Annotated in this window: 17 protein-coding genes and 1 tRNA gene; 9 read left to right on the forward strand and 9 right to left on the reverse strand. The window is 37.1% G+C overall.

The window, feature by feature from the left end; genetic code table 11:
• Positions 1 to 13: 13 nt before the first annotated feature.
• Entirely contained in the window at positions 14 to 2,176 is a 2,163-nt protein-coding gene (tssC, locus tag ACT5E3_RS20510; protein WP_444995428.1) for a type VI secretion system contractile sheath large subunit, read from the reverse strand.
• Positions 2,177 to 2,331: 155 nt separating this feature from the next.
• A complete protein-coding gene (locus tag ACT5E3_RS20515) occupies positions 2,332 to 2,592 on the reverse strand; it encodes a hypothetical protein (RefSeq protein ID WP_444995429.1) in 261 nt (86 codons plus the stop codon).
• 573 nt (positions 2,593 to 3,165) lie between these two features.
• On the opposite strand from ACT5E3_RS20515, the gene ACT5E3_RS20520 reads away from it, so the two are divergent.
• The 5 genes from ACT5E3_RS20520 to ACT5E3_RS20540 all read left to right on the forward strand — a co-directional run bounded on the left by ACT5E3_RS20520 (position 3,166) and on the right by ACT5E3_RS20540 (position 7,660).
• A complete protein-coding gene (locus ACT5E3_RS20520; RefSeq protein ID WP_444995430.1) occupies positions 3,166 to 3,450 on the forward strand; it encodes a hypothetical protein in 285 nt (94 codons plus the stop codon).
• A 188-nt stretch (positions 3,451 to 3,638) separates the two neighbouring features.
• Positions 3,639 to 4,076: a hypothetical protein gene (locus ACT5E3_RS20525; protein ID WP_444995431.1), complete on the forward strand. Its 438-nt coding sequence runs from the start codon at positions 3,639 to 3,641 to the stop codon at positions 4,074 to 4,076.
• Positions 4,077 to 4,425: 349 nt separating this feature from the next.
• Positions 4,426 to 4,839, forward strand: a complete 414-nt coding sequence (locus tag ACT5E3_RS20530) for a hypothetical protein (RefSeq protein ID WP_444995432.1) — start codon at positions 4,426 to 4,428, stop codon at positions 4,837 to 4,839.
• Positions 4,840 to 4,902: 63 nt separating this feature from the next.
• Positions 4,903 to 5,634, forward strand: a complete 732-nt coding sequence (locus tag ACT5E3_RS20535; protein ID WP_444995433.1) for a hypothetical protein — start codon at positions 4,903 to 4,905, stop codon at positions 5,632 to 5,634.
• Between the two features lie 634 nt (positions 5,635 to 6,268).
• A complete protein-coding gene (locus ACT5E3_RS20540; protein WP_444995434.1) occupies positions 6,269 to 7,660 on the forward strand; it encodes a sigma-54 interaction domain-containing protein in 1,392 nt (463 codons plus the stop codon).
• 248 nt (positions 7,661 to 7,908) lie between these two features.
• Here the strand turns inward: ACT5E3_RS20540 and ACT5E3_RS20545 are convergent, their stop codons facing one another.
• The 3 genes from ACT5E3_RS20545 to ACT5E3_RS20555 form a co-directional block, all read right to left on the reverse strand.
• Entirely contained in the window at positions 7,909 to 8,247 is a 339-nt protein-coding gene (locus ACT5E3_RS20545; protein ID WP_444995435.1) for an energy transducer TonB, read from the reverse strand.
• Between the two features lie 69 nt (positions 8,248 to 8,316).
• On the reverse strand, positions 8,317 to 8,919 hold the full coding sequence (locus tag ACT5E3_RS20550) for a hypothetical protein (protein ID WP_444995436.1): 603 nt from the start codon (positions 8,917 to 8,919) through the stop codon (positions 8,317 to 8,319).
• A gap of 3 nt (positions 8,920 to 8,922) precedes the next feature.
• The gene (locus tag ACT5E3_RS20555) at positions 8,923 to 9,504 is read right to left on the reverse strand and encodes an AHH domain-containing protein (RefSeq protein WP_444995437.1); all 582 of its coding nucleotides are present in this window, start codon (positions 9,502 to 9,504) and stop codon (positions 8,923 to 8,925) included.
• A 411-nt stretch (positions 9,505 to 9,915) separates the two neighbouring features.
• Between ACT5E3_RS20555 and ACT5E3_RS20560 the strand changes: the two genes are divergently transcribed.
• From ACT5E3_RS20560 to ACT5E3_RS20570, 3 genes are read left to right on the forward strand one after another with little or no spacing between them, the layout of a single operon-like run.
• A complete protein-coding gene (locus ACT5E3_RS20560) occupies positions 9,916 to 10,434 on the forward strand; it encodes a hypothetical protein (RefSeq protein WP_444995438.1) in 519 nt (172 codons plus the stop codon).
• Positions 10,435 to 10,440: 6 nt separating this feature from the next.
• Positions 10,441 to 10,653, forward strand: a complete 213-nt coding sequence (locus ACT5E3_RS20565; protein WP_444995439.1) for a hypothetical protein — start codon at positions 10,441 to 10,443, stop codon at positions 10,651 to 10,653.
• Positions 10,640 to 10,789 (forward strand): hypothetical protein, encoded by a 150-nt coding sequence (locus ACT5E3_RS20570; protein ID WP_444995440.1) that lies wholly within the window; start codon positions 10,640 to 10,642, stop codon positions 10,787 to 10,789. Before ACT5E3_RS20565 ends, ACT5E3_RS20570 begins: the two co-directional genes overlap by 14 nt.
• A gap of 56 nt (positions 10,790 to 10,845) precedes the next feature.
• Here ACT5E3_RS20570 and ACT5E3_RS20575 read toward each other — a convergent pair whose 3' ends face one another.
• The 3 genes from ACT5E3_RS20575 to ACT5E3_RS20585 form a co-directional block, all read right to left on the reverse strand.
• Entirely contained in the window at positions 10,846 to 11,067 is a 222-nt protein-coding gene (locus ACT5E3_RS20575; protein ID WP_444998616.1) for an antirestriction protein, read from the reverse strand.
• Positions 11,068 to 11,221: 154 nt separating this feature from the next.
• Positions 11,222 to 11,298: transfer RNA gene (locus ACT5E3_RS20580), tRNA-Ile, on the reverse strand.
• Between the two features lie 101 nt (positions 11,299 to 11,399).
• Positions 11,400 to 11,942 carry a class I SAM-dependent methyltransferase gene (locus tag ACT5E3_RS20585; protein ID WP_444995441.1) on the reverse strand — a complete coding sequence of 181 codons (543 nt, stop codon included), beginning with the start codon at positions 11,940 to 11,942 and terminating at the stop codon, positions 11,400 to 11,402.
• 169 nt (positions 11,943 to 12,111) lie between these two features.
• Here ACT5E3_RS20585 and ACT5E3_RS20590 point away from each other — a divergent pair, with 169 nt between their 5' ends.
• A complete protein-coding gene (locus tag ACT5E3_RS20590) occupies positions 12,112 to 13,659 on the forward strand; it encodes a hypothetical protein (RefSeq protein WP_444995442.1) in 1,548 nt (515 codons plus the stop codon).
• Between the two features lie 33 nt (positions 13,660 to 13,692).
• Here ACT5E3_RS20590 and ACT5E3_RS20595 read toward each other — a convergent pair whose 3' ends face one another.
• On the reverse strand, positions 13,693 to 16,863 hold the full coding sequence (locus tag ACT5E3_RS20595; RefSeq protein WP_444995443.1) for an efflux RND transporter permease subunit: 3,171 nt from the start codon (positions 16,861 to 16,863) through the stop codon (positions 13,693 to 13,695).
• Positions 16,864 to 16,900 lie beyond the last annotated feature (37 nt).

The following is a 16,900-nucleotide window of genomic DNA, read 5'->3' on the forward strand; positions in this document are numbered from 1 at the left end:
ACTGCCGTCTTTATTACGATGGCAACTCTGCCACCAATCGAATGGAAGTGGATAACTCTTCCAACTGAAAATGCGGTCTTAAAAATACAGTTGCTCTGTAAGCCCCCACTTTTCCAGGTATATCCGTCACAACAATATTAGCTTCTCGCAAAGGAAATTTTGCTTTTATGTGTTGTGGTGCGCTGTCATCGAGCAAGACATATTGAGCAATCCAGGTGTTCAAATAATCATGAACATTCTGCCTGGTCATAAAGCTACCAATTTTTTCACGCATAATAACTTTGATATAATGAGCAAATCTGGATGCCGCCATAACATAAGGCAACATCGAAGAAATTTGAGCATTCACAGTCGCAGAGTCAGTTAAAAACATTTTAGGCTTGTTCGTCGACTGGCCACCAAAAAACGCAGCTTTGTTGGTTCCTTTACAATGGCAAATAGCCATGAAACCTAAATCATTCAGCTCTTTTTCGCGACGATCAGTTATTGATACCTGAGTTGGACAAGTTAGCGCGATATCACCATCTTCTGTTTCAAAAGTATAAACAGGCAACCCTTCAACCAGGCCACCACCTTCTACACCTCGAATTGCAGCAGTCCATCCATGTAGCGAAAACGCATTAGTAATACGCTGTGCTAAAATATAAGCAGGATTTCCCCATAAAACTTTACGAGCATCTACTTGCTTACGAGTTTTTTCATAAGTGATACCATCTTCATCAAGTTCCGTAACAATAATCGGATTACCATTAGCATCAAGTTCTTCTTCTTGCGTTTCTTCATCAATCTTAAATAAATTGACGGCCATATCTTCATCAAAATAAATACCATCAACAGGATTATTTTCGTGATGATAAGGGATACGTAACATGACTTTAGGTAATGTCAGTGTGACATAACGAGAATCTTCTTTTTCTCTAAACGCTCGCCATTGAATCAACTCTGCACTTTCAAATATTTTGCTTAAATCTCTAGGCTTATATAAATTAGCATAGTCATCTAAATCAAATAGTTTAGCCCAGGCCGACGCAATAAATGGTGCATGTGCAGATGCCGCCACACCACTCATCATTTCTAAAAATTGAATATCTTTTGCGGTTCTACCTAGTTGAAAATCGCCAACCAGTACACTATAAGGGTCGCCACCGTAAGTGCCATATTCATCTTCATAAATCAGTCTAAATAATGCACTTTGATCAAACTCAACCGCTTTGTCTAAATCTTTATATAATTCATCATAAGTTGCATTTAATAACTTCAATTTCAACTTAGTATTGGTTTCGGTATTCATCACCAAAAAGTGTAAACCTCTCCAACTAGCTTCCATAGCCTGGAAGTCATCGTGATGAATAATATGATTTAACTGACGACTAATTTTTTTATCTTTCTGGCCAATTCTACGAGTAATAATGCCGCCGACATTAATATTATTTTTAACCGCTTCATCAGCATCTGCTGCTGGCAACAGATCAGAGTTTTCAACTAATTGAATAACAAACTCAGCAATCAATTCTAGCACGTAGGGTGTTTGACTCTCTTCAAGGATCATATCACCTTTGGTCACCAAAGTTTTAATCTCGGTGTTTCCATCCTCAGGCAATTGATCGGCAAAAGCCGCTAAAATCGCAGCATCTGATTCTTTTTTGTCATCAAGAGCTCTGGCAGCAACAATTGCTTCCTGAGCGCCAGATACAGCTGCTTTAATTGAGTCTTTTTTTGCATCATCGGTGAGTATGTCAAGTAGCAGCGAATGTAACTTACCATTGCCATCAAGTTTCGCCATAAAATCTCTTAAACGACTTCTCTCTTCATACAATTGTTTTAATGGTTCAATTTGCACTAATACCGCCACCGGATCAAAATCATCAATATGATTAAACTCGACACTTACAGGCATTGTTCCGCCTTCTTCAGAAAGTGTATTTGGTACTTCGAAAGCAACGCCAGGATTAATGGATTCACAGATCTTATTGAAGTTATCTCGATCAATCTCCACCATTTTCTTTTCCCCCATCGGTGGAGCAGCCACTTTAGATTTACCTGAAAGCGGCGCAATAATTCCAACAATAAATGGAATTTCTTTTTTCTCCAACGCACCGCCTGTTTCCACATCATAAGTGATCTGAACTCTGGGTGGGCGAACCCTACTTAGTTTATGTTGTACGCTATCCGACATACGTCTAGCCTCCGTTAAAAAAAACTCTTTCTTGATTATAACCTGTTTTTAGTTATAACTTTTTTACTGCAAACAAATTTTATCTGTCGTTAATACTTTCTAAAATTGCTTGTTTTAAACAAACGATTAAGCAGTTTTCTCAAGTAACTATTTTGTTAATGGTTTGAGCGAACATAAATTTCTCTACCATTAAAAACTTTTTTATCTAACTCACCTTGGTTAACTAAATATTCCAGAGCATTTTGGACTAACACTTTTGAACTTTTCAGCCTTTGATTGGCGATCCACCAACTAGCTATGCCTTCTACAGTGTCACCAGCATTCGGGTTTTCTTTGTAATAAACCCTGATCTCTTTTGCTATCGATTTAACATTTCTAGGAGCTACTGACTCAACTGCTAAAGGTTCTAAGGCCATTTTCAATTTCCATGTTATCTGTGAAGAATTAGTTTCGTATTTGATTTCTGAATTATTCTCTATCAAAAGCTATGCCAGTTTTTATCTAATTGATTTTTAAGAATATTTTTATTTTTATGATTTGCTGAAGGTGAGGCTAAAAAGCCATAGTAAAAACAGCTCAAAACAGCTGGACAGATAGAGAGAATGCAAGCTGTAAGCAAATTAGGGCTAAATAGCCCTAGTGGGCATTTTAGCCTCAGGATTTTTTGGGAAAAACTCAGTCTTCTTAGTTGAAATTAAAACTTAAAAATCAAATATTATGAGAAGAAAGTATTTTGGCTATCGTATTAACTTATTGAATTAATTATTAAATATATTTAACGGTTTATTTTTTATTGTTTATTAGTTGGAGTTGGCATAGAGGTTGCCTTATTAATTGGGTAATGAATGAGTATTGAGCAGATAGTAAAGTCGATAGTTTTTTAATTGTTTATAGAAAAATTTAACCAAATATTTTTAGAACAATACTTTTATATCAACACCATATATCAACACTTTTTTAAACGAATAGCAGACAAAGGAAACTCAACTATGTCGGATATATCACTTAGAATTCAGCTTGGTATTATTTTACCCAAACTGAAAGAAAAAGTTCAGGAAGAACTCACCACTATTATTGAAGAGCTGATGGAGCTTTTGAAACAAGGCACATTAGAAGGTGAAGAACCAGTAACGATAGATGAAGTTAAAGCAGTGATTATGCAAAATCTGGAAATCTTTTTGGACAATATGGTGTTACCGCCGATTGATAAAAAGTTTAATCCACCGCTTGAGTCAACTGCATCAGATGATAGTGCTGAGGGAAAATCTGAGTAACTTCTTTGCAGCGGGCAAAAGGCTAATTTAATAGAACTAAGAATCAATGACTCTGATCTTTGATTTAGAATCGGTAATTCAGAATATTTTTCATATTCTAATATGCTCTTTACAAATAATATTGAAAAATCTGACAAACTAACTTTCTGAATTAAATGAACCAACGAAAAATATAAAGAGATAAAAACATGCCAAAAAAATTAACACAAGCTGAACGACAAGCTAGAAATGCAGCACGTAAAGCAAAACTAGAGGCAGGTACGACAACAAGAGTACTTACAGCAAGTGTTACTACAGGATTTGCTTACGCCAGAGAATTTACTATAAAAGCAGAAGAAAAAGGTGGGCCGCGTAGAAGGGGGTTATCAGTCGGGCGTAGAGAAACAACGACCAACCAATATGAGAACAGGACAACATACGCAGATGGTCGTCCAACGGTTGTAACAAAACAGCCTTCCGTGTCAACAACTACAGATAAGGAGCGACAGCACTCACATGAAGCCGTACCAGCTTGGCACACGCCGTCGGGTTCACGACGTGCAGGGGATACGGATACTAAAACCTATGGCGATGTCTCATCAGGAAGTGTCAGAGGTAGGGTCGGTAGCGATTACAAAGCACCTTAAAAACTCAACAATTAAAGTAATACTCAGTGCTATTAAGGACTCGCAGATGCAGTAATGGATTCTTATAGAGCTTCTACTCACAAACTTAGTTTGATGATTTTTGATCCTAAAAAATTGAGCAGAGGGCATGGGCGAGTTGTATTACAGATAAAGCAACCAAAGAAATAGAAATAATTCATATTGTGAAAGGCTTAACATCGACTCCAGCAGAAAAAGCGAAATTGGATCGTTCCGTAGGTTCAGTATTTACACTTGGAAACTGGAGTTTAGCTTTCAATAAATTTAAATAAACAGTTTAAGACAAACTGAACAACGTTTATTTCTAACCGTTAGCAGGAGTAAATATAAAATGAGTTCAAGACAAAGTGATGCTCTATTAAAACGAGTACAAACAGCGATGGGTGTAGAAGAACAAGTGGTTGGAAAATTAGGCGCTAATACACAAGTGATTAGAACGCGTATGAGATCAGGGAGCATTATTGACGTACATTCGCACGCATCAGCAGGGACAGCTACCTCATTATCTACCGCGGGAAGCGTTGAACATATTAGTCGCACAGGTGTAATGAAAAAACATAGTGGTCCCGATAGGAGCCAAGCAAATGTGCGTGACACGTATAAGACTGTTGTAGCTTCGCCCTCTTTATCATCAGTTGGGAGACTTGAAACAATTGATGAAGAATACACTGGTGCTAGTAAACCAAGTACATTTGATGGTGCAGTTCCAACAGCAACCCTAGGCTCGCCAGCGACTAAAGCGTAAATAGAAAGACTTCGAAGTTCTAAAAAAATTATTAGCCGCTATTTTTATTAATGGAGAAATGAAGTGAATAGAAAACCAGACAAAGACAAAGCAAAACCAATAAGACCAGTAAGACCAGCAAGTCCAGAAGTGAAAAGTTTATTCGCAGGACGTGCAGTCGCAGCACGGGGTGGTTCAACAGTAGAAATGAGGCAAGCAGTACATTCAATAGCGAATAATATTTCACATGAAAAGAAGCAAGCCATAAGCAGCGCTATTAGATCGCATGAATATGTTACGTTAGAGCGACTACAAAGTGAAGATCATCATAATACAGTTAGAAAACCAGACATGGCAAGAACAGGGGATACAGGAGCATATGGACAAAGCCATGCTGCAAATAATGCAGATGGGCATTTCGATAAAAATACAACTCGTGCAATTCGAGCGGTCGATCATACCGATAATATGACCGTCAACAGTGGCTTTGTTTCTTTAACATCTAACCTTCAAGGTGCACAAGTCAGTTCCGACTTAAAGGATTCTGTTGGTCAAGCTTCCCATATCCATACCTATATAGTCCCTAAAAGCAAAGCTTATAATGCTGATGATCTGAAATCTATGTTGCGTCATCAAAATACCAGAACTGGTGGAACAATGAAGCAACACTTAGATTCCAGTGGTGATAGAGGGTACTATGGACGGTTTACTTGGCTTAATGGAACACCAACTAGTGAAGGTGAAGTTTTATATGAGGGCGATGATCTTGCTAAGCACCATCTAGCAAAAAGAGAAAACCCTAATGCCAAGAAGTAATCTCAAAGAAAAATACATGTAAATAGGCCAAAATCATTTAAAGGCAGAACAGTAGTAACTCATGGACAGTGACCAGAGGAAATGATAATGGTCGTTCTTATATCCATCCGGGAGGTACAGCACATACTCCCGGAGCAAGACTCATAGCGAATACGGTATCTATTCCAGCTAAAAAACAATATTGGATAGTTCTGCCTCGACAGTTTCAGTTTATACACTTGACGCCTAAATGTAGAAAGTGGAATATATGTGCTGTTTTAGAAAATAAAAGCTCAATGTCTTTGTGGGTTTATAAAATTTGTCAAACCCCGCTATTTAAGCGACTAAACGTTCAATTTATCTCTTTCTTCAATAAAAAATAAAATTAATGTCAGAAAAAAAGGAATTCTGTGGAAATACTTTTAAGTTTGCACTAGATCTGTAAAAGAAAGCATTCATTAAATTAAACCTCTTGTCGAATTGTCTATAGAACAATCATCGTTTGAGAAGTATATCTGTAAGTTGATGACTCCAATTTTTTGTTTGCCGAAACCTTCTTTGTAACATGCAAGGTATAAAAAATAAAAAATTTATAACTTTCTATTAACAATGATTTTCGTCTTTTTAACAAACAAGGATGTTAATATTTATTCATATGAAAATTTTAAGAGAAACAAAAATCCAACTAGTATTTTTCTCTAAAAATATTAATTCAAAAGCATACTACCAAAAATTAATTAAAGCTGGAATAAGAGCGAAACAGAAGCCGGAAATTTCATTAAAATCAAACCAGAAAAATCATCCTGTAATCTGGTTATTGGTATTTGATGCTCCACAACAAATTTTAACAACCGATTTTAGAAAGCATCATGCCAACAATGAATCATTTATTATATTACTCAATGAATCTTCAAATACTTTAAGTGATAAATTGAACTACAACATGTTGCCACTATCCTGTTCAATGGAAAAACTACAACAAACATTACTGATACAAGAGCAAAAAATATTACAGCGAAATTTATTTCGAAGCAATTATATAGAAGATGATTTTTTCTTTAATCAGAAACTTTATGGCCACTCTGCCGCCTTTCTTGAATCGATGGAAGTGGTTAGATTAGTAGCAACCACCGATGTCAGTGTTTTTATCAAAGGAGAAACTGGCACTGGAAAAGAGCTAACAGCTCGCTCCATTCATTATTTAAGTGATAGAAAAACAGCACCTTTTATTCCAATTAACTGCGGTGCATTTAATGATGATTTAATTTTAAGTGAGCTCTTTGGTTATGAAAAAGGCGCTTTTACCGGAGCAACAAAACCCAAAAAAGGACTATTAGAAATAGCCGATAGCGGCACCGTATTTCTTGATGAAGTAGATAGCTTATCTTTAAAAGCCCAAGTTGCGCTATTACGTTTTTTACAAGACGATGAAATAAGAGCAATTGGTAGTCATACAGTTAAAAAAGTCGATGTACGTGTTATTGCTGCGAGCAACAAAGATATCAAGAACCTTATTAAACAAGATAAGTTTAGAGATGATCTTTATTACAGATTGGATGTGCTCACCGTTAACCTACCTTCTTTAACTCATCGAGAAGAAGATATTCAACTTTTGGCACAGTACTTTATTGCTCAACTTGCCATCAACAATAGTAATACAACCAAAACATTCAGCGAAGAAGTTGTTACTGCAATGCAAGATTATTCATGGCCAGGAAATGTAAGAGAACTGCAAAATTTTGTAACACGCGCCTATGTACTAACTAAAGGAGACGTTATCAATAATCCAAGTTTAATATCAGGAACACCTGTACTTAATATTGTTGATTCTTTAATGGATAATCACCTGAAAGACAAACCTAAAAGTTTAAATGAAGCAAAAGAAGCTGTCGTGAGCCAATTTGAAAAAAAATATTTGCACCAAGCATTAAACAATACCAAAGGCAACATTTCTCAAGCAGCAATTATTGCAAAAAAAGAAAGACGCTCATTCTGTAGGTTAATGAAAAAATATGGCTTAGAGCGTAAAGATTATATAAGTAGATAATAGTCGAAAAAGACTACTTAACCAATGGGCTAAGTAGTTCTTTTTTGATTTAATGAAGTACAGATTAGTCACTTCGATAAGTCTACGGATTGGGTGTCGGAGGGTTTCAAAGAATTTGTATAAAACCAGAAATTCATCAATAGTTCAATTAGTTAGAGCGCGCAATTACTTACTTGTAAACCCACCACTCGACGACTTGTCGCTCCGGCTGATATCCAGTCTTTTAGTTTCGAGTGCTAGCGAAAAGCTTATTCTTCTAACTTGAATTCCAGGGTAACTTCATTACCTATTTGCCGGACAGGCTTTCCATCTTTGATTGCTGGTTTGTATCGCCATTTACTAAGTGCTTTTCTAGCTGAACGCTCAAACACTCTTTTGGGATTAGCATCCATTATTTTGATATTTACAGGTTCACCACTAGCGTTTATATCAAAGGACAACTTAACCCACCCTTCACCTGTAGCATGATGAGGATATCGAGGCTCAACATGTACTAATATAGTTGCTTCTGAATCAGCAGCATAGAAATTAGCAGTAATAATTATCCCCAACAGGCTAAACAGTACTAGTAATAATTTAGACTTCATCTTATCGTTCACACTCTTCAAAGCGAATAAGTTGACAGCCCATTAAAACGCTTTCGATATCGCCTAACATTAATTAAGTTTTGACACTGCGCTACGGTCCTCTGCAAAAATATTCGCTAAATCATTTGTGATAAACAATCCAGTCAATCCTGCTTGTTCGATAGCATCCTTGATATAATCTTGGCAATATAACCCTATAAAAGCATCATATTCAGTGCGAAAAACTGAAAATTCTTTAACATCATCCTCACTAAAACCAAGACTAACAATATCCTCCCATTCGTTTTTCATAGTGACTTTTTTATCTACATCAGCGACCTGCAAAGGAATAAAGAAGTATCCTTCGCCTTTTTGATAATTTACAGATAAAAATTCACCATCATTTTTAATGAGTGGATACAAAACATCATAAGCTTTTTGACTTAAAAACAAGCGGCCACTGGCAACAACAATATCGGGTATTGGCTTACCTTTATCTTCTTTATCACTAGACGAAAAGTCAAAATTTAATGACTCATCAAACACTCCCACATAGCTGCGTGGGCAATGATTATAATTAATAAATTTTTCCTTATTGCTTATTGTTCTCTCACCTAAAATCCTACTAATTTGTTTACGGTCAAAAAAGAAATTAAGATATTTTTCGCCATTAAAAATAAGTTTGTACAACATTTCTTATCGTCCTGTTTTTGGCATAACATTAGGTGGCACAGCACCAGCTTGTAATGCATTTCTAACCATTCGCAAAGCATTGATAAGTTGCTCTGGCGTATTGATTATCGCTTCATTTATTCGACTACGTAACCATTGATAATAACGTATATGGTGTATACGGCAATGAGGTACAGCCTTACGCAAGTAATTGGGCATATGTACTCTATGCTCCCAATCTCTGGGAAGCCAGCAACCATTATGTGGATCATCAATTCGTAATTGACACCACGCTAGAATTCCACGCATTTCAATGGCTTCAGGTTTTCCACCCGAAATCATAGCATGGCAATCACAATAAGTTGAAGGCCGAGGGGCACCAGATTTTGTCATATGCTTGGCAAGGCGAGAAGAATTATGTTTTTCTGTTACCAATTGCTCTTCTGACATTTTAGCGGCTTTAAGACGGTATTTATCTAGATTATCGTATATTTTCCCTCGGATTTTCAATGCTGCAAAATCGGCTGCCGTTGGTTTTTCTATCTTGGCAAACTCCGCAAGCAGCTTTTCGACATGGGTCTGCTCTGGTCTAATATGTGGGTACACGTCCGGATATCCATAAATGTGAATTAGGAGTATAATTTTACAATGTTCATTATTGTATTGTGTGCATTACTTCTCTTTATTTTGAGACTAACCTGATTTTTCGGGACACTCGGTACTTGATACGCTCAATTCGATAGTAAAAAAGATTACCAATAAGAATGAATAGATTAGCAGCAAAGAGCGAATAAATGGACAGCCCATTAAAATGCCATTGCCGCACTGACCAAGTCCAGGAATATTTCCTGCTGCCCTGCCCGCACATAATTGATGCTCCGAGAACATCAAGATTTTTAAACACATAAAAATATCCATACACGCACAACAAAAACCCAAACATCTGTCACAAAAATCGAAACCGTCTATTGAATAAAATCTAGCTCTTTCTTCGCATACGTTAAGGAGAGCGATCATATGCTAGTCACACATCGTGATGCCGAAAACCGTTATACCAAAATCAGGCAAGCCGTACTGGATGAAGTCAATAAAGATTTGGTTCACAGCAAGCATGGAAAACTCAAGGCAACATTGATTAATCAATCGGCATTAGCTCAAGCGGATAAATGGAGCTACTCTTCTAATCGCCGTGTGGATTGGGAATGGTTCAAGGGATATAGTTCATTCAGATATCGTTATCCCAAACGCTTTGAAATGGCTCTATGGCATGGAAACTCTCTCACCAGTTTAAGCCTTGGCCGCCCGACCTATCGGGGCAGTAAAATGCGGCTGGATTTTCTGGAAGGCAATCCAGACAAATCCAAAGATATTAAAGTGTTCGAGCATAATTTTCTGGCGATATCGACTTATACGCAAGTGCTGGGCGCGGATGAATTACGTTTGATGAACCCGATTAATAATATCGTTAAAAGCTATTACGAAAGCTTTGGTTTTCGCTATGTCACAAAAGGTGACTATCTCTATATAAGGCTGTAAGATGAGATGATGAGCAATAAAGTTAAAAGCATAAACCAACAGCGTAACAAGAAAAAGCAGACCTCAATCGCAGATGCTATTAAAAGAGCCAAGCAACATATACGCAATGTTGGTGCAGAAGATTTAGAAGAGCCGGATGGCTTGGCATCAGGGGATATGAAAAAGTTCCTCGAAGACCCTGATCTGTATGAAAAGGATGATGAAGATGAGCGAGAATAAACCGCAACGCATATTAAGCGAGCATGAAAAACAAATCCAACCTCTGCCCGGTGAAGTTGACCCAAGAAATGCGAAGATGAAGACGTTCTTCGCTGTTCATAAGGCAAAGCAAAAATTACCCAAGGGCAAGCGTTAGGGCTTTTTAGAAAAAAGAAGTCCCTCTATGTAGAGGGACTGAATTTCAGACTTCATTTAATCAATAAAGCGCATAATTTTTCTATTTTCTGGATGAAACGCGACAAAATCACTCAGGGCGTAATAAGCATAAATGATACTTTCCTGTTCGGTTTCCCAAGCAAGAGCATTCAGCGCGCAAAGATTGACCCCTATGCTTGCTCTATCTGCTGACATGGTATCGTCAAAGTAATTATCTGGATTACAGACTTTGAATGTGTCATCACTATCAAAACTGATATATACCCACCATTACTTAAATCGTAGAAATGCCAGAAGCCGCCGCTATAATTTTTACAAAATTTATCCATAAAGGCATAGACCAGCATTTCAAATTTTAGATGGGTGAGGACAAGTTATGCTTACACAAACAAATTTGGGGATATATGAAAAATGGTGGGCCCTCCCCGACTTGAACGGGGGACCTGCCGATTATGAGTCGGATGCTCTAACCAACTGAGCTAAGGGCCCTTCATTTTTTAGGATTGGTTCAAGATTTTCGCTTGCGGACCGAATATCTTAAACGGAGTCGGATTCTACGTAAAATAACCTCCCCAATCAACATTAAATTATTATTCCTTGCGAAAAAACACCACATCTTTGTCGATCACCTGCAACTTCCAGTTCATCTTTTGAGCAATCCACTCGAATGTATCGATAGAATAAAAGCAAATATGGGTTGGATCATTCTTATAATGCCAGTTAATAAAGGCTTGTTGATCGATGACTCTTTTGGTCATTATGGCCAAAATCCCGTTCGGAAGCAGTAGAGTATCCAGCAAAGTGAGTACGGATTTAGGAGCTGCAATATGCTCAATAACCTCTGTCATAGTGATAAAGTCATATTTTCGCTCTAAATATTCTGTAATGAGATTATAGTAAGGATCATAATTAAACACTTCTATTCCTGCTTTTTTTGCCATTTCACTAATTGCAGGACCTGGACCACAGCCAAAATCGAGTCCAACCGCATCACTGGAAACCAGCTCTAACAAAGGGTTGAGCGTTCGAGATAAAAAATGTTGATAACCTAAATCAGCCGGATCATTTTGATGTTTATCATATTCAAACTTTTCATCAGCCTCAGTTAAGTGATATTGCTTTGGAACAATCACTAAACAACACTGCAAACATCTTAAATATGCTCTTTTCTGATCTTGATGAAAGTTTTCATACTGTTTGGACGAACACAATGGGCAACAAAACAATTTCAACTCCGATAATAAAATTCTGAACTATACTTTAATCATTCTCTGAATACTGAGTTTTTACCATAAACTAGACATGAATGATGCATCTGCTTTAATTAAACAACGTTTAAAAGACTATCAATTAAAGCCACTATTACCTGTCGAACTGCCGCAAATTAAGTTAAAACTTGACGACCCTAATAGCTCCACTGATTCTTTTAAAAACCTATATTCAAGAGATCCTATTTTTTGCCTGTACTTATTGTCTGAAGGCTGGAAAGCTACAAAACATAAAAGCAATCATCCATTTGCAGCTGATCATGCGATGAGTACGATTGGTTTAGGTGGCGCCCAAAAATGCTTTAATCAGTTAAATAATAGCTCTTCAATCAACTTATCCCAAGAAGTGACTTTTTGTTTATCGAGCAGTTTACTTGCCGGCGAATTAGCTAACAGCCTAGGTCATTTAAACCAATCGAGTAATCAGCGTTATTGGACAGCCCTATTTTATTATTTGCCCGATACTTTGCTGTGGTATTTAAAACCCAAAAGTATGTGGCATATCTATTATCGCCAATTGACTCGTCCAACACGACTGAAATTATTCGAAGAAGCGAAGCTGGGTTTTAATCTAAAAGATTGGCGACAAGCTGTAGCAAAAGAGTTACATTTGAGCGAGCAGTGCCAACAAGTCTATTCAAAAGAGCTACCATCGTCACCCAAAGAGCTGCTGACTTATACTCAGTCGGGTTATTCCGATGATACACCATCATTAGAGAGCTGGCATAAACAAGAAGCCTGGCTAATTGTACTGGCTAACCGTCTCGCAAGAGCCATACTGGCACCTTGGCATACACGTAGTTTCCAACATACTTTTAAGCTAATACAGCAACAATCCGGCGCTGATAGTAAAAAAATCAAACATGCCATCTCTCAAGCTATTCGACAAGTTAGTAATAACTTAATAGACTCAAAACTGCCTAATCCTGGCGTAGGTTACTTATTAAACTCCTGTAGCCCTCCATTTCCCGACTGGTTAGTCAAACCAAAAGTCGATAAAAAACGCTTAAATAGTATTAATGCTAAAAAACTATCTTCAAAACAGGCTAGTACGACTAACGTTAAAAAATCCAGTATTTCTGTATTAATAAAAAAACTGACAAAAAATGCTGGTGACTTTCGCTCTTCAACGGAGCTGGTGCATGATGGTTTAAATGGTTTAATTGATATAGTCGGTTACGATAGAACTGCTTTTTTAATTGTGAACTATAAATTTTTTAATGCTCAAACAAAAGTCGCTATAGCTAATCCTAAAAAAAGAGCAATAAAACCTGACTTTAGTTTTAAAGAAGCAATACCACTCAACTGCTTTCTTGAAAAGCAAGCTTTCATCTCTTTTTCTCATGAAAAGCATAAAAAAATATGGCATAAACTACCAACAGAAATTTTACGACAAGGAGTTTCAAATTTTGTTTTTTGTTCTCTTAAGCCCGGAAAAAAAGTCAGAGCGCTTATTTATTTTGACTCTTCGGATCAAACTCTTTTTAACCAAGCTATTTTAAATGAGGTAAAAAAATTACTTAAAGCAATGAACAAAGGCTTAACTATTCGAAATGAAATGAAACGAACAAAGACGGTCTAAATTAAATTCAAACCGTCTTTATATCAATAATAATTACTGGTATGGAGAAGCATCTGAAACTAATTGGCTATCGCTTTTAGGTTTCAAGAATATTTTTCTCATAAAGCCTTTAAAATCCTCAAGCAACAAGTACAAACAAGGGATCAAAAATAAAGTTATTACTGTGGCAAATAAAATACCAAATGCTAGCGATAATGCCATTGGAATAATAATTTGAGCCTGAAGGCTAGTTTCAAACATAATCGGGAACAACCCAAAAAAAGTGGTTAATGATGTAAGCATAATCGCTCTAAAACGTTGGGCCCCGGCCTGTAGAACAGCATCGACTAATTTAAACCCTTCCCTTCTTGCCCGGTTAACAAACTCCACCATAATTAAACTGTCATTAACCACAACACCTGAAAGAGCAATGATCCCAAACCCCGACATCATACTAAAACTTTTATCAAAAATTAAATGGCCAACAATTGCTCCAATAAAACCAAAAGGAATAACTGACATTACCATTAAAGGTTGAATATAAGATCTCAACGGAATAGCTAACAAAATATAGATTAGAACAAAAGCAAATTTCATCGAGTTACCTAATTCGGTAAAAAACTCTTTCATTTCTTTACTTTGCCCACTTAATTCAGAGCTGACGCCGGGGTATTTTTTGACTAGTTCCGGTATAAATTTATCGTTAATATCGCTGGTGATCAAACTAGACTGAACGACTTCAGGATTAAAATCAGCCATTACAGAAACAGCCCTTTTGCGATCTTCTCTTTGTATGCTTGATACTCCGTTACCCAATTTGAATTCAGCAACAGAAGAAAATGGAACCCATGCTCCCGTAGCGGTTCTAATACGCATGTTTTCAAGGTTTGAAATCGATTGGCGTTCTTCTTTGGGGTAACGAACCATGACTTTTATTTCATCTTTACCCCGCTGGATTCTTTGTGCTTCTTCACCGTAAAAAGATTGACGAACTTGTCTTCCTAAATCGGCAAGGGTAATTCCTAAAGTTTCTGCGCTCGGTTTTAATAGTAGCTCAATTTCCTGATTTCCTGCACTATTCGAAGTTCGAATATCATAAACGCCGTCATATTCTGCTAACTTATTCTGTAACTCACGAGACGCTCTTTCAAGACTTTCATAGTTAGTACCCACCAAACGAAAACTAATAGCGGCATCCCCCCCTGCGCCGGTTGTTGACATAAAACGTAAATCTTTTACGCCAGCCACTTCGCCGACTTCATCACGCCATGCCCGCTCAAACTCAGTTGAATCAACATCACGGGTTTCCCCTTTAGTTAACTCAACAAGCATGCCTCCTCCGGTGTCACCTTGCGTCCAAGATAAAGAATGGCGTGCAATCGGGTTTCCATTATTTTTTCTTGTTAGCTCTGTATCAACTTTATTTATGGCCGCTTCCATTTTTTTGATTAAATTATCTCTTGCCGAAACAGGCGATCCTTCATTTAAAGTAAATCTGGCTTGAACCATATCCCCTGGAATCGTTGGAAAAGGTTCTGATTTGATTAACCCTGACCCCACCATCGCTATAGCCACAACTAATATGGTAATAAAAGTCACTAGAGCTAAATAACGATGTTTGATGACTTTTTCCAAAAACGGTTGATAAACATTGTAAGCAAAACTCTCCATTCCTTCTCTTGTTTTATGTTGGAGTTTTCCAAATTTACTAACATTTTTTTCATCGTAAGCATCATATTTCATATGCGCTAAATGAGCAGGAAGAATCCACTTAGATTCAATTAGTGAAAAAACTAAACATAAAATAACAACAACCGCAATTGCCTCAAAGAAAGGCGCAAACATAAAATCGAGGGTTAATAAAGGAGCAAAGGCAGCAATGGTTGTTAACACACCAAAAGTTGCAGGCACAGCTACCCGCTTCACTCCCTTGATAACGTTCTCTTTAGTGTGTCCATTATTTTTAATTTCAGTATAAACACTCTCACCAATAATGATGGCATCGTCAACAACAATACCTAATACCAATATCAAACCAAATAAGCTTAAAAAGTTGATGTTAGTTGCAACAGGTCCCATTTTATCCATTAGCAAGAAAGCACCAAAAAAGCAAATAGGGATTCCAACAAGAACCCATAATGCAACCTTAAACCTTAAGAATAAGGTGAGCAGAATAAAGACTAACACAACTCCCATTAACATATTTTTAAACATCATATCTAAGCGTTGTTGAAGGTAAGTTGCGCCATCGCCCCATAGCTCAATTTTCGCACCTTCAGGTAAAGAGTTATTTTTATCTTTAATATAAGTTCTTACGGCTTGAGATATCTCAATATCATTTTGTTCACCCAAAGATTGCACTTGAATAACCGTTGCTCTTGTTCCATTAAAACGAGCATACTCATCGGATTCAACAAATCCATCATTAATATTAGCAATGTCACCTAGAAGCAACCGAGTTCCATCCGCATTAGTTCTCAATATCAAGTTAGAAAACTCTATTTCAGAATAAGCTTGTCCAATTGTTCTTAGACGTATATCACCTCCGTCGGTTTTAATCTCTCCACCGGGTAAATCAACAGAAAACTGTCTAATTTTATTGGCGACCTCACCGAGTGTTAAACCGTAGGATCGCAGAGTGATGTCTGATATTTCTACCGAAATTTCATAAGGCCTACTACCAAGAATATCCGCTTTATTAACTTCGGGTAGCGCCATAACTTCGTTACGAACTTCTTGAGCAATTGTTTGCCGGGTACGTTGATCCATATCACCATAAACACTTAGCCAAAGTACACCTTGGGAAAACTCAACTTTTGCAATAACCGGCTTTTCTGTTTCTCCGGGAAATGTTGAAATAGAATCAACTTTTATTTTTATTTCATTAACGGCATCATCCAGATCAATATCATTATCAAGTTCAGCAACGACCGTTCCCATTCCTTCACTAGCAGTTGAATTGAGCCTTTTAATTCCTTTTACATCTTGAATAGCCTCTTCAACTTTAATAATAACACCTTGTTCAACCTCTACTGGCGCAGCACCTAAATAGGGGACAGAAATTCTAACCATGTTAGGTTGTACATCCGGCTGCATTCTCTTAGTCATCATTTGGTAAGAAACAAAGCCACCAATAATGATAAATAACATTAATAGGTTTGCCGCAACCGGGTTATAGGTAAACCATGCGATTAAACCTTTTTCTTTTTCAGTTGTACTAGACATATATATTTATCTTCTCATGCAAATCAAATTAGCACTA

The sequence above is a fragment of the Aliikangiella litoralis genome (assembly GCF_052495765.1).